The organism is Streptomyces sp. NPDC001020 (assembly GCF_053599115.1).
In genome coordinates, this window is the sequence record NZ_JBSFLQ010000024.1 from 16,938 (window position 1) to 30,512 (window position 13,575).

Consider the following 13,575-nt stretch of genomic DNA (forward strand, 5'->3'; position numbering starts at 1 on the left):
ACCGGATGGTCGGGCGCACTGTCGGCAGGTCCTCGGACTGGACCTCGTACACACCCGTCCAGGGACGGAGGAGTACAAGTACACCGTTGCGGGACAGTTCCGGATTCGCACCGGATTCCCCTGCGGCGACAGCGAGCATGAGCATACATCTTGTGCCGGGGCGCCGTGCCACCCCCACATGTTGTGTCGCCTCGTTCTCGGAGGGTGTCAGAGCACCAGCTCGTAGGTGAGAAGGCGGATGTCGTCGAGGTGGGGGATCGGGTTCCAGTCACGGTCGGGAGTGCGGGTGAAGCCGAGGCGTTCGTAGATGCGATGGGCAGTGTGCATGGTGCCCTGGGTCGACAGGACGATCCGCTCGCAGCCGTGGACGGCCCGCGCCCGGTCGATGCAGGCGCGTACGAGGGCTTCTCCGACGCCCCGGCCGCGGGCGTCGCGCTCGACGGCGAGCATCCGTATCTCGGCCTCTCCGGGCCGGGCGATGTCGGCCATGGGGCCACCGGCCGGTACGAAGGTCACACCACCGAGCACCCGGTCGTGCTCGACGGCCGCCAGCACCTGAGCGGCGGCGGCCCGCCCGGCCACGTTCCGCAACTCATCGAGATACGCGTCGCTTTCGCCGAAGTCGAGCAGGCCGTCCTGGAGGTAGGCCTGGGCGGTGATCTCCCCGAGGAGGTTGTACTCGCGGGGTTCCGCCTGCCTGATCACGATATCCATGAGGGCGAGTGTGCCGGACGGGCAGAACGACGGGCCATCGGATACCCCGATGGCCCGTGGCTCGCGTTCCGCTCAGTGTGAGGTGCCCGCTGTGGCCGGTGGCAGTTCCACCTCGACCCCGGGGTCCCCTGCGTCCGCCGTGTAGTCCTCCGGCCTGGTCTCGTCGAGCCCCGCCGGGGCCTTCGCCGCCCGCAGGACGACGGTCAGGGCCACCGTGACCAGCACGTTCAGCACGAAAGCCGTCAGGCCGATGTAGCCGATCTCGCCGATACCGGGGATCTCCTTCGCCGAGCCACCGAAGTGCTTCTGGGTCGGGGAAGCGACGCCGTAGGCGGCGAACGTGCCGTACACCATGCCGACCGCCCAGCCCGCCAGCAGCGCCCAGCGGTGGAACCAGCGGGTGAACAGGCCGCCGACCAGGGCCGGGAAGGTCTGCAGGATCCAGATACCGCCCAATAGCTGGAAGTTGATGGCCACGGTCTTGTCCATCGTCAGGACGAAGACCAGGGCGCCCACCTTCACCAGCAGTGACACGATCTTGGAGACCTTCGTCTCCTGCTCGGCCGTGGCGTCCGGCTTGATGAAGTCCTTGTAGATGTTGCGGGTGAAGAGATTCGCCGCCGCGATCGACATGATCGCCGCCGGGACCAGCGCGCCGATACCGATCGCCGCGAACGCCACGCCCGCGAACCAGTCCGGGAACATGTCCTCGAACAACTGGGGAATCGCCAGCTGCCCGTTCTGCACCTTGACGCCGGCGGCGATCGCCATGAAGCCCAGCAGCGCCAGCAGGCCCAGCATCAGCGAGTACAGCGGCAGGATCGTGGTGTTGCGGCGGATCACCTCACGGCTGCGCGAGGACAGCGTCGCCGTGATCGAATGCGGGTACATGAACAGCGCGAGCGCGGAGCCGAGGGCGAGTGTGGCGTAGGTCCACTGACCGGCCGGGGCCGGGACCACACCGCCCGCGCCGGCCGCCGTGTACTTCTCGCCGGCCTTCGCGAAGATGTCGTGGAAGCCGCCCAGCTTGATCGGGATGTAGATGATCGCCACCGCGATCACGATGTAGATCAGCGTGTCCTTCACGAACGCGATCAGAGCCGGGGCCCGCAGACCCGACGAGTACGTGTAGGCGGCGAGCACGCCGAAGGCGAGCAGCAGCGGCAGGTCCTTCACGAACCAGTTAGCGTTGTCGCCGCCGCCCACGCCCATCACGTCCAGCACGGCCTGGATGCCGACCAGTTGGAGGGCGATGTACGGCATCGTCGCCAGGATGCCGGTGACCGCCACCGCCAGCGACAGCCCCTTCGAACCGAACCGGCCACGCACGAAGTCCGACGTCGTCACGTATCCGTGCCGGTGCGACACCGACCACAGCCGGGGCAGGAACGTGAAGATCAGCGGATAGACCAGGATGGTGTACGGCACCGCGAAGAATCCCGAGGCGCCGGCCGCGTAGATCGCCGCCGGGACGGCCACGAACGTGTACGCCGTGTACAGGTCGCCGCCGAGCAGGAACCAGGTGATCCAGGTACCGAACGATCGTCCGCCCAGGCCCCATTCGTCCAGGCTGTGCTCGTTCTCGGCCTTGCGCCAGCGCGCCGCCAGGAAGCCCATGACGGTGACGGCCAGGAAGAAGAAGATGAAGACGCCGAGAGCGACGCCGTTCACGCCGTCCTTCATTCCGACGCACCCCCCTTACGGGAGGCACGGGCGCGCTGGTCACGCTGCCACAACTGGTACGCGACCATCGTCAGTGCCGTGGAGATCAGCACCCACGCCATCTGGTACCAGTAGAAGAAGGGGATGCCGATCCACGCGGGGTCCGTCTTGGCGTAGGAGCCGACCCAGAGCATCGCCACGAAGGGCGCTACGAGACAGAGCGCGATGACGACGCGTACAGGCGTCACCACCGCCTCTCCTGTCACATCCGATTGATCCGACATCCGGTGGCTCCATCCCCTGGTGATCACTTGTGTGATGCGCAGGAAATGTAGGTGACGGTGTCCTGGAGCGGAAGCCCTCGTACGCAGATCGGCCGGTCGCATGCCAGTTTGTTGAGCCGGTCGGCTCCGCGGCTCAGTCCTGAGGTCGCTTGAGCCGTGCCACGAACTTGTAGCGGTCCCCGCGGTAGACGGACCGGACCCACTCCACCGGCTTGCCCTCCCGGTCCAACGAGTGCCGGGAGAGCAACAGCATCGGCAGACCCACATCCGTGCCGAGCAGGCCCGCCTCGCGCGGGGTGGCGAGTGACGTCTCGATGGTCTCCTCGGCCTCCGCGAGACGGACGTCGTAGACCTCCGCGAGAGCCGTGTAGAGGGAGGTGTACTTGACCAGCGACCGGCGCAGTGCCGGGAAGCGCTTGGCGGACAGGTGTGTCGTCTCGATGGCCATCGGCTCGCCGCTCGCCAGCCGCAGCCGCTCGATGCGCAGCACCCGGCCACCGGCCGAGATGTCGAGGAGCCCGGCGAGCGTGTCATCGGCGGTGATGTAGCCGATGTCCAGCAACTGCGAGGTCGGCTCGAGGCCTTGGGCCCGCATGTCCTCGGTGTAGGACGTGAGTTGCAGCGCCTGTGAGACCTTCGGCTTGGCGACGAAGGTGCCCTTGCCCTGGATGCGCTCCAGCCGCCCCTCCACCACCAGTTCCTGGAGGGCCTGGCGTACGGTCGTCCGCGAGGTGTCGAACTCCGCGGCCAGTGTGCGCTCCGGCGGCACCGGCGTGCCGGGCGGCAGTGTCTCCGTCATGTCGAGCAGGTGCTTCTTCAGGCGGTAGTACTTGGGTACGCGCGCGGTGCGGACGGTCGCCCCGCCCCCGCTCTCCGCACTGCTGACGTCGGTGGTCATGCTCTGCCTTCCCGGCTCCGTACGCCGAATCGACCGACAGGCCGTCGGCCACGGCTCACATCGTGGCACGGCTTCATGTGGAGGACTCCGTGGAGGAGCCTCCGCATCTTCCGCGATCCCCGTCACAGGGCCGGGGATCTCCCTTTGTATACCGTCGGCACCCTCGCTGGTCTAGTCCACCGCACCTGAAGTGGTCCAGTCGGGCATCGCCCGGCGGGCCTGCCAGTTTCGCTGGATTCCTACTTAAAGGTCCTTGCATATGTAGGTCCCATAACGGACGCCTGAAGTGCTCCGAACGCCCTTGACACGCCTATTGGTCTGGGCCAAGCTCCCCGTACTGGTCTACACCATTGGTCCAGGTCCCGGCCCCGTGGGCGGTGTGCGCTGACACTCAACCGTCGCTCAACCGCGGGGAGGCGGGGGGTTTGTGGCATCCCTGAGGAGGGTGGCGTGAAGCGCAAGCTGGCAGCCGCGATCGGTATCGCGGGCATGATGGTCTCGATCGCGGCATGCGGGGGCGGCAGCGACGACGGCGGCGAGGCCAAGAGCGGGAAGGACGGCTACGCCGGCCAGACGCTCACGGTGTGGGTGATGGACGGTTCCGCCCCGGACCAGTGGCAGAAGGACGTCGCCGCGGCCTTCGAGGCCAAGACCAAGGCGAAGGTCAAGTTCGAGGTCCAGCAGTGGAACGGCATCCAGCAGAAGCTGACCACCGCGCTGTCCGAGGAGAACCCGCCGGACGTCGTCGAGGTCGGTAACACCCAGACCCCGGCCTACGCCAAGACCGGCGGCCTCGCCGACCTCGCGGACCTGAAGTCCGGGATCGGCTCCGACTGGACCGAGTCCCTCAACAAGTCGGCCGTCTTCGACGGCAAGCAGTACGCGGCCCCGTGGTACGTCGTCAACCGCGTCGTCATCTACAACAAGAAGATCTGGGCGGACGCGGGCATCAAGGACACCCCGAAGACCCGCGACGAGTTCTACACAGACCTCAAGAAGATCGGCGAGAAGACCCACAACGAGCCGATCTACCTGCCGGGCCAGAACTGGTACCACTTCGTCGGCCTGGTGGTCGGTGAGGGCGCCGAACTGGTGAAGAAGGACGGCGACAAGTACGTCTCCAACCTGGCCGACCCGAAGGTCGCCGCCGCCATGGAGACCTACAAGAAGTTCCAGGCGCTGTCCAAGGCGCCCAAGGACAAGGACGAGGCCACCCCGCAGCAGGCCGAGGTCTTCGCCAAGGGCAAGGTCGGTTCCTTCGTCGGCATGGGCTGGGAGGCCGCCACCGCGATCAAGGCCAACCCGAAGATCGAGAAGGAGATCGGCTACTTCACCATCCCGGGTGCCGCGGCCGACAAGCCCGAGGGTGTCTTCCTCGGCGGCTCCAACCTCGCCGTCGCCGCGGGCAGCAAGAAGCAGGCGCTCGCCAAGGAGTTCCTGAAGCTCGCCCTGTCCGACAAGTACGAGGGTGAGTTCGCCAAGCTCAGCGGTGCGATCCCGAACAAGGAGGCGCTGCAGAGCAACCTGAAGGGCAACGCCGCCGCCGAGGCCGCGGCCCCGGCCGCCGCGGGCGGTGGCACCACGCCGCTGATCCCGGAGTGGGCCCCGGTGGAGAACGCGCCGAACCCGATCAAGACGTACATGACCGCCGTGCTGAACGGAAAGTCCGCGGCCGATGCCGCCAAGCAGGTCGAGGGCGAGTTCAACAAGCGCCTGGCGCAGAAGCAGTAACACCGGGTGAGCCGGGGCGGGGCAGTCGTACGGCTGCCCCGCCCCGGCGACCGTACGCGGGTCGACGTACGTAGATCGAGAAGAGAGATCGCGAGCATGACCGTGCAGACCGAACGGCCGCCCTCCGGCCCGGCGGACGCCCGCAAGGCGGACGAGGGGGTACCTGGTAGGCCCACATCACGAGCCGCGTCGCGTGCCGGCGCGCTCGCCCCCTACCTGTTGCTGCTGCCCGCCTGCGCGGCCACCGTGCTGCTGCTCGGCTGGCCGCTGCTGAAGGACGTGCTGCTGTCGTTCCAGAACCTCAACATGGGGCAGCTGATCCAGCACGTCACCGAGTGGAACGGCATCGACAACTTCAAGGAGGTCCTCACCGGCGAGGACTTCTGGCGGGTCACCCTTCGCTCGATCGTGTTCACGGCGGTCAACGTCGTACTGATCATGATCCTGGGCACCCTCATCGGTCTGCTGCTCGCCCGCCTCGGCAAGCGCATGCGGGTGACCCTGATGATCGGTCTCGTGTTGGCCTGGGCCATGCCGATCGTCGCCGCGACCACCGTCTACCAGTGGCTGTTCGCCCAGCGCTTCGGCGTCGTCAACTGGGTTCTGGACAAGCTCGGCTGGCACTCGATGGCCGACTACAGCTGGACCAGCAGCCAGATGTCGACGTTCTTCGTCGTGACCGTACTGATCGTGTGGATGTCCATCCCGTTCGTCGCGATCAACCTCTACGCGGCGACCACCACCATTCCCGTCGAGTTGTACGAGGCCGCGTCCCTCGACGGCGCGGGGGTCTGGCGGAGCTTCACCACGGTCACCCTGCCGTTCCTGCGGCCCTTCCTCTACGCCACGACCTTCCTGGAGATCATCTGGGTCTTCAAGTCGTTCGTGCAGGTCTTCACCATCAACGGCGGCGGCCCGGACCGACTCACCGAGACCCTGCCCGTCTACGCCTACATCGAGGGCATCGGCAACCAGCACTTCGGCATGGGTGCGGCTATCGCCGTCCTGACCATCCTGATCCTGCTCGGCCTGACCGCCTACTACCTCAGGATCGTGCTCAAGCAAGAGGAGGACGAGCTGTGAAGCGCTCGCTCTTCGGCCGCCTGTGGCCCAATGCCGCGGCCGTCATCCTGTTCGTCGGCTTGGTCTTCCCGGTGTACTGGATGTTCGCCACGGCCTTCAAACCGACCGGTGACATCGTGTCCGAGGACCCGGTCTGGTTCCCGACCCACGCCACCCTCGAGCACTTCAGGACAGCGGTCGGCGTCGACCACTTCTGGACGTTCGTCACCAACTCGGTGATCGTCACCGTCCTCGCGGTCGCCTTCTCCCTGATCATCGCGCTGGCCGGCTCGTTCGCCCTGGCACGCATGCGGTTCAAGGGGCGGCGCGGCTTCATCATCGGCTTCATGCTCGCCCAGATGGCGCCGTGGGAAGTCATGGTCATCGCGATCTACATGATCGTGCGGGACGCCTCGATGCTGAACAGCCTCGTGCCCCTGACGGTCTTCTACATGATGATGATCATGCCCTTCACCCTGCTGACGCTGCGCGGGTTCGTCGCCGCCGTGCCGAAGGAGCTGGAGGAGTCGGCCATGGTCGACGGCTGCACCCGCTTCGAGGCGTTCCGCCGGGTCATCCTGCCCCTGCTCGCACCGGGCCTCATGTCCACCTCGATGTTCGGGTTCATCACCGCCTGGAACGAGTTCCCGCTCGTCCTGGTGGTGAACAAGAACGTCGAGGCCCAGACGCTGCCGCTGTGGCTGTCCGGCTTCCAGACGGCCTTCGGCGACGACTGGGGCGCGACCATGGCGGCCTCTTCTCTCTTCTCCATCCCGATCCTGATCCTCTTCGTCTTCCTGCAGCGCAGGGCCGTCAGCGGCCTGACCGCGGGCGCCGTGAAGGGATAACGCCCCGATGACGACATACGCCAGCGGTACGGACACCCTCACGCGCGACGCGCTGACGGTCCTCCAGCCCGGCTTCACCGGCACCACGGCCCCCGACTGGCTGCTGCGCCGGCTCGGCGAAGGACTTTCGTCCGTGGGCCTGTTCGGCCGGAACATCGCCTCCCCCGAGCAACTCGCGGCACTGACCTCGCAGTTGCGCGCCGAGCGGGACGACGTCCTTGTCGCGATCGACGAGGAGGGGGGTGATGTCACCCGCCTGGAGGTGAGGACGGGGTCCTCCTTCCCGGGCAACCACGCGCTGGGTGCGGTGGACGACGTGGAGCTGACCCGTCAGGTCGCGCACGAACTCGGCCGCCGCCTCGCCGAGTGCGGGGTGAACCTCAACTGGGCGCCCTCGGCCGACGTGAACTCAAATCCCGCCAACCCGGTGATCGGCGTACGGTCCTTCGGGGCCGACACACAGCTCGTGGCCCGGCACACCGCCGCGTACGTCACCGGCCTCCAGGCCGCCGGCGTCGCCGCCTGCACCAAGCACTTCCCGGGGCACGGCGACACGGCGGTCGACTCCCACCACGCGCTGCCGCGCATCGACGCGGAGCCGGCGGTCCTCCAGGAACGCGAACTCGCCCCGTTCCGCGCGGCGATCGCCGCGGGCACGCGCGCGGTGATGAGCGCGCACATCCTGGTCCCGACCCTGGACCCGGACCGCCCCGCCACGCTGTCCCGGCGCATCCTGACCGATCTGCTCCGCGGCGAACTCGCCTACGACGGCCTCATCGTCACCGACGGCATGGAGATGCAGGCGATCGCCGGGACCTACGGCATCGAACGCGGCAGCGTCCTCGCCATCGCGGCCGGTGCGGACGCGATCTGCGTGGGCGGCGGCCTCGCGGACGACGAGACGGTACGGCGACTGCGGGACGCCCTGGTCATGGCGGTGCGCTCGGGCGAACTGGCTCAGGAGCGGCTCGCCGAGGCCGCCGAACGCGTACGGGCGCTGGCGCGGTGGACGGCGTCCGAGGCCGCGAAGGGCGCTGCGGTGCGGGAGGCGGCCGGAGCCGACATCGGTCTGCTGGCGGCCCGGCGCGCGCTGACGGTCACCCGGGCGGACGGCTGCGGCCCGCTCACCTCGCCGCCGTACGTCGCCGCGCTCACTCCCGTGGCGAACATCGCCGTGGGTGACGAGACCCCGTGGGGCGTGGCCGCGGAACTGCGCCGCCTGCTGCCCGGTACGGAGACGGGCAGCTTCGCGGGGGAGGCGGCGGGGCGCACGGCCCTGGCAGCCGCCGGAGAGCGGCGGATCGTGGCGGTGGTCCGCGACGAACACCGCCACCCGTGGATGGAGAGGGCCCTCGACACTCTCCTCGCGCAGCGCCCCGACACGATCGTGGTGGAAATGGGCGTCCCCCGGGCCGCTCCCCGCGGCGTCCTGCACATCGCCACGCACGGGGCGGCCCGGGTGTGCGGACGGGCGGCGGCGGAGGTCATCGCGGGCGCATAGAGCCGACGAAGAAGGTGCCGGTAACCCGTGGGGGTCACCGGCACCTTCTTCGTGGCGCGACGGGAAACTCAGAACAGGCCCTAAATGCCCTGCCAGTCGGGCTTGTTGGCGTAAGCGTGCCGGAAGTAGGCGGCGAGCTTCAGCTGGGACGCGGCGGCCTCGTCGACGACGACCGTCGCATGCGGGTGGAGCTGGAGCGCGGAGGCCGGACAGACCGCCGCGACCGGGCCCTCGACGGTAGCGGCGACCGCGTTCGCCTTGCCCTCACCGGTCGCGAGGAGCACCAGGTGCCGCGCCTCCAGGATGGTTCCTATGCCCTGGGTGATCACATGGTGCGGCACCTGCTCGATGTCGCCGTCGAAGAAGCGCGCGTTGTCGACACGGGTCTGCTCGGTCAACGTCTTGATCCGCGTGCGCGAGGCGAGCGAGGAGCACGGCTCGTTGAACCCGATGTGCCCGTCCGTCCCGATACCGAGCAGCTGGAGATCCACGCCGCCGGCGGCCCTCAGCGCCCGGTCGTACGCCTCGCACGCACCCTGCACGTCCTCGGCCGTGCCGTCGGGCCCCACGAACGCGTCCATGCCGATTCCGAGCGGCTCCAGTACCTCCCGCTTGAGGACGGAGCGGTACGACTCAGGGTGCTCGGCCGACAGCCCCACGTATTCGTCGAGCTGTGCGATCCGGGCTCGCGAGGTGTCCACGGCACCGGAGCGCACCTTGGCCGCCAGAGCCTCGTACACGGGCAGGGGGGTGGAGCCGGTGGCCACGCCGAGCAGGGCGTCGGGCTTGCCCTGGAGGAGCTGCGCCATGGCCTCGGCGATGAGCTCGCCACCCGCCTGAGCGTCCGGAACGATGACAACTTCCACGCTGGGCCTGCCGATCTGAAGAGGGACTCAACTGGGACCCGGAGAGGGGCGTATGTGGTTTAGACCAATCTAACAGAGGTGTCTTCTTCGGTGTGGGCCCTCGACGCGCAAGATGCACGACGGTCCTGCCGGTCCACGACGACCTGCCCGTCGACACCGACACCGGCGCACTCGGCCGCTTCACCGGCGCGGGCCTCAGAACGCGACCCCACAGGCGCGCAACGGCGCGAGCCGGGAGGAAGCGGAGTCACTCGCCGAACGTCGCCCTGGCGATCTGGCCCAGTACCGGCTCGAGCGGGCTACGCTGCTGCGAGCGTCGGTAGGTGTCCGATAAAGAGACAACAACAAACGCCCGCCGACGGATGGACACGCGGGTCCGAACGCAGGAACATAGTCCGCGGCGATGTGGTCTAGTCCACAAAGTGTAGGTAAAGTAAGTAAACCGCCCTTGCCGTAACCGGCGAGGTGCGTGACACACGAGCCTCCGTCTTCCCCGCACAGGAGGACGGACCGAGGAACCGGCGCTCTCTGCCCTGACCGCTCCGGGTCCTCGACCTTCGGCCGACCGGGACCGCACACCCCACGGCCGTTGCTGCTCCGGGCTGCGGTGCCAGGAGGGTTGAGGGTCCCTCCCAGGCGCCGCGGCCCGCGGGTGTTTCCGGGCCGCCCGAGCCCCGTTCCCGCTGTTTCGAGCGATGTCCGAATCCCCAGGTACGCTCGCACACGTGCCCTCCATGAACGAGCTGGTCCGCCAGCACACCACCCTCAGCGACTCCGACCTGGAGTGGCTGCACCTGCTGGTGTCGGAGTGGCAGCTGCTCTCCGACCTCTCCTTCGCCGACCTGGTGCTGTGGGTGCCCACCCGGGACGGCACTCGCTATGTGTCGGTCGCCCAGATGCGCCCCAACACGGGCCCCACCTCGTACCAGAACGACATGGTCGGCCACCTCGTCCCGCGCGGCCGTCGCCCCATGCTTGACGCCGCCCTGGACGAGGGCCGGATCGTGCGTGAGGGCGATCCCGAGTGGCGCGAGGAGGTCCCGGTCCGGGTCGAGTCCATTCCCGTACGCCGGGAGGGACGCGTCCTCGGTGTCATCGCGCGCAACACCAACCTGCTGACCGTGCGGACCCCCAGCCGCCTGGAGCTGACCTACCTCCAGAGCGCCTCCGACCTGGCCCAGATGATCGCCGCCGGCGCCTTCCCGTTCCCCGGCCAGCAGGTCGACATGGACGCCTCACCACGCGTCGGCGACGGACTGATCCGGCTGGACGCGGACGGCATCGTCCAGTACGCCTCGCCGAACGCCCTGTCGGCGTACCACCGGCTGGGCCTGGCCGCCGACCTGGTCGGACATCATCTCGGCAAGACGACTGCCGAACTCGCCCCGTCCCGGGGCCCGGTGGACGAGGCGCTGGCCAAGGTCGCAAGCGGCTGGGCGCCGCGCGAGTTCGAGATCGAGGCGAGTGACGGGGTGATCCAGTTCCGGACGATCCCCCTGAAGCCCAAGGGCACGCGCATCGGCTCACTGGTCCTGCTCCGGGATGTCACCGAACTACGCAGGCGTGAACGTGAGTTGATAACCAAGGACGCGACCATCCGGGAGATCCACCACCGGGTGAAGAACAACCTCCAGACCGTCGCCGCCCTGCTTCGCCTCCAGGCCCGGCGTATCGGGTCCGAGCGGGGGCGGGAGGCACTCGAAGAGGCCGTACGACGGGTGGGCTCGATCGCGATCGTGCATGAGACGCTGTCTCAGAATCTGGATGAGCGGGTGGAGTTCGACGAGATCGCCGACCGGGTGCTGGCGATGGTCGCCGAGATCTCGCCCGGTAAGGTCACCGGCCGGCGCAGCGGACACTTCGGCATCCTGGACGCCGAGGTCGCCACCCCGCTCTCCATGGTGCTGACCGAAATCCTGCAGAACGCCCTCGAGCACGGCTTCCGTCAGGGCGACACCGGCACGGTCGAGGTGTCGGCGATCCGTGGCGGCACGTCGAAGGAGGCCCGCCTCCTGGTCACCGTCCAGGACAACGGGGTCGGCCTGCCCGAGGGCTTCGACCCCCACACCGCGGGCAACCTCGGCCTGCAGATCGTACGGACCCTGGTGGAGGGAGAGTTGGGCGGTACGTTCGACATGGTCCCGGCGCCCGACCGCGGCACACGGGTAATCCTGGACATCCCGGTGCGCGCGCACAAGTGATCAGAGCGACAACAGCATTGAGCCCCGGACCACAAGGTGGTCCGGGGCTGAAAGCTCGTTGCCAGCGGGTGCTAGGCGCGTTGGGGGTACTGCGCGCTGCGGCTCGAGGGCGGGAGATGCGTACTCGCTGTCCACGAAGTAATGCCATGAGGCATACGCGCCGCCAAGCTGAGGCTCGTGCGGGGTGGGTGTGTCAGGCGGAGGCCTGACGGGCCCGGTTGCGAGCGGCGCGGCGCTTCATGGCGCGGCGCTCGTCCTCGCTGAGACCACCCCAGACGCCGGAGTCCTGACCGGACTCGAGCGCCCACTGCAGGCACTGCTCGATAACCGGGCAGCGACGGCAGACGGCCTTGGCTTCCTCGATCTGCAGCAGCGCGGGACCGGTGTTGCCGATGGGGAAGAAGAGCTCGGGGTCTTCCTCGCGGCAAACGGCGTTGTGACGCCAGTCCATGGCTGCTACCTCTCCTTGGTGTTACATGCTGCTTGTGAATGTGAACGCTTTCACGAATCCCTCAACAAGTGAAGGGCCGATCGTCAGATGTGCTGACGTTGGTCCTTTGGATTGAGGAGGGGTTCGGGCTCTCTGTGGGGGTCGTGTTGCGAGCCGTCCCGAGCGCCACGTAGAGACTCGCAAACCTCAGCGGCGGATACAACCCCCTCCGGAAAGTTTTTTTTGATTCCTTGGTGTCGACTAGGTCACAGCCGTACTTCCAAGGGGTGGACCCTGGCCTAAACGTTCGAGTGAAAGGACTTTGGCCCCTTCTGCTCACACAATCACACGCAGTGCACGGCGTACGCCTGTGAACGTCACGCTCTTACGCACGCCGAGATGGTCGCCGTCCATCTGCAGGGGCAGTGGCGCCTTCGAATGCAAGGTGAAGTCGGTCAGGTCGTGCAGGGAGACAGCTTGTTTTCCGTGGGGTCCGCGCTCGGGGGACGAAGTGAGCAACTGGGTCGCATACCGGGCAACCGATGCCGTCGACATGCGGCGGAGGGCGAGTATGTCCAGCCCGGTATCGAACGAGGCCTTAGGTGACGCGTACACCGGGCGATTGCCGAGAAACGTCCAAGGCGCGGTGTTGCAGATTATGGACATGACGAGACCGGGGACCGGCTCCTCGCCGGGCCGCTCCAAAGTGATCATTCCTTGCTTGCGACGAGGTTCGTCCAGAAACTGGCGCATCGCTTGGCGCAGATACAACGCATGGGTGGAGCGCTTGCCCTGTTCCCGGTGCTGCTCGACCCGGCCGACCACGCCCGCGTCGAAGCCGAGACCGGCATTGAAGGTGAACCAACGGGAGGGCGCCGCCTCGTCCTCCGTCCCCGGGGTGCCCGCGGCGAGCCCGAGGCCGACCGTGCGCTCGCGGCGCTCGCTCAGAGCGTCGAGGATCACGCCCGTGGCCTCCACCGCGTCGTTGGGCAGGCCGAGCGCGCGGGCGAAGACGTTCGTCGAGCCGCCGGGGACAACGGCGAGGCGGGGGAGACGGTCCGGGTCGGGGCCCTGGTGCAGCAGGCCGTTCACGACCTCGTTGACGGTGCCGTCGCCGCCGAGCGCCACGACCAGTTCGACGTCTCCGCTCTCGGCGGCCTGCCGACCGAGGTCCCGGGCGTGTCCGCGGTACTCGGTGGTGACCGCGTCGAGCTTCATCTCGCTCGCCAGCGCGTGGATCAGGACGTCACGGGTTCGTGCGCTTGTGGTGGTTGCCGCCGGATTGACCACGAGAAGTGCACGCATGGGGTGCAGCGTACCTACTGGGGGGTACTCGGCCCAGACCGAGGTAGGGATCCAGTAAGAGACCAGGGGTGCG

12 protein-coding genes and 1 riboswitch are annotated in these 13,575 nt (G+C 67.9%); of the genes, 5 read left to right on the forward strand and 7 right to left on the reverse strand.

Translation table 11 applies throughout. The features are described from left to right. Window positions 1-6: 6 nt before the first annotated feature. Window positions 7-145: riboswitch (cobalamin riboswitch) on the reverse strand. A gap of 62 nt (window positions 146-207) precedes the next feature. The 4 genes from ACWDEX_RS22730 to ACWDEX_RS22745 form a co-directional block, all read right to left on the reverse strand. Further along, window positions 208-714, reverse strand: coding sequence for a GNAT family N-acetyltransferase (locus ACWDEX_RS22730; RefSeq protein ID WP_450465602.1), 507 nt, complete (start codon window positions 712-714; stop codon window positions 208-210). Between the two features lie 72 nt (window positions 715-786). Further along, window positions 787-2,397, reverse strand: a complete 1,611-nt coding sequence (gene mctP, locus ACWDEX_RS22735; protein ID WP_450465603.1) for a monocarboxylate uptake permease MctP — start codon at window positions 2,395-2,397, stop codon at window positions 787-789. Then, complete coding sequence (locus tag ACWDEX_RS22740) at window positions 2,394-2,660, reverse strand: DUF3311 domain-containing protein (RefSeq protein WP_450465604.1); 267 nt, start codon at window positions 2,658-2,660, stop codon at window positions 2,394-2,396. The genes mctP and ACWDEX_RS22740 overlap by 4 nt, the downstream gene beginning before the upstream one ends. Before the next feature lie 133 nt (window positions 2,661-2,793). Further along, window positions 2,794-3,558 (reverse strand): GntR family transcriptional regulator, encoded by a 765-nt coding sequence (locus ACWDEX_RS22745; protein ID WP_450465606.1) that lies wholly within the window; start codon window positions 3,556-3,558, stop codon window positions 2,794-2,796. A gap of 450 nt (window positions 3,559-4,008) precedes the next feature. Here ACWDEX_RS22745 and ACWDEX_RS22750 point away from each other — a divergent pair, with 450 nt between their 5' ends. The 4 genes from ACWDEX_RS22750 to ACWDEX_RS22765 all read left to right on the forward strand — a co-directional run bounded on the left by ACWDEX_RS22750 (window position 4,009) and on the right by ACWDEX_RS22765 (window position 8,700). After that, the gene (locus tag ACWDEX_RS22750) at window positions 4,009-5,289 is read left to right on the forward strand and encodes an extracellular solute-binding protein (RefSeq protein ID WP_450465607.1); all 1,281 of its coding nucleotides are present in this window, start codon (window positions 4,009-4,011) and stop codon (window positions 5,287-5,289) included. Between the two features lie 96 nt (window positions 5,290-5,385). After that, window positions 5,386-6,372 (forward strand): carbohydrate ABC transporter permease, encoded by a 987-nt coding sequence (locus ACWDEX_RS22755; protein WP_450465609.1) that lies wholly within the window; start codon window positions 5,386-5,388, stop codon window positions 6,370-6,372. Beyond that, entirely contained in the window at window positions 6,369-7,199 is an 831-nt protein-coding gene (locus tag ACWDEX_RS22760; protein WP_450465611.1) for a carbohydrate ABC transporter permease, read from the forward strand. Before ACWDEX_RS22755 ends, ACWDEX_RS22760 begins: the two co-directional genes overlap by 4 nt. Window positions 7,200-7,206: 7 nt before the next feature. Next, window positions 7,207-8,700: a glycoside hydrolase family 3 protein gene (locus ACWDEX_RS22765; RefSeq protein ID WP_450465612.1), complete on the forward strand. Its 1,494-nt coding sequence runs from the start codon at window positions 7,207-7,209 to the stop codon at window positions 8,698-8,700. Between the two features lie 80 nt (window positions 8,701-8,780). On the opposite strand, the gene nagB is transcribed toward ACWDEX_RS22765, so the two are convergent. Next, the gene (gene nagB, locus ACWDEX_RS22770; RefSeq protein WP_450465613.1) at window positions 8,781-9,566 is read right to left on the reverse strand and encodes a glucosamine-6-phosphate deaminase; all 786 of its coding nucleotides are present in this window, start codon (window positions 9,564-9,566) and stop codon (window positions 8,781-8,783) included. A 734-nt stretch (window positions 9,567-10,300) separates the two neighbouring features. On the opposite strand from nagB, the gene ACWDEX_RS22775 reads away from it, so the two are divergent. Further along, window positions 10,301-11,767: a sensor histidine kinase gene (locus tag ACWDEX_RS22775; protein ID WP_450465725.1), complete on the forward strand. Its 1,467-nt coding sequence runs from the start codon at window positions 10,301-10,303 to the stop codon at window positions 11,765-11,767. Window positions 11,768-11,960: 193 nt separating this feature from the next. On the opposite strand, the gene ACWDEX_RS22780 is transcribed toward ACWDEX_RS22775, so the two are convergent. Together ACWDEX_RS22780 and ACWDEX_RS22785 are read right to left on the reverse strand one after the other, a co-directional pair. Continuing rightward, a complete protein-coding gene (locus ACWDEX_RS22780) occupies window positions 11,961-12,218 on the reverse strand; it encodes a WhiB family transcriptional regulator (RefSeq protein WP_003992873.1) in 258 nt (85 codons plus the stop codon). Between the two features lie 315 nt (window positions 12,219-12,533). After that, window positions 12,534-13,502 (reverse strand): diacylglycerol/lipid kinase family protein, encoded by a 969-nt coding sequence (locus ACWDEX_RS22785; RefSeq protein WP_450465615.1) that lies wholly within the window; start codon window positions 13,500-13,502, stop codon window positions 12,534-12,536. Between the last annotated feature and the right edge of the window lie 73 nt (window positions 13,503-13,575).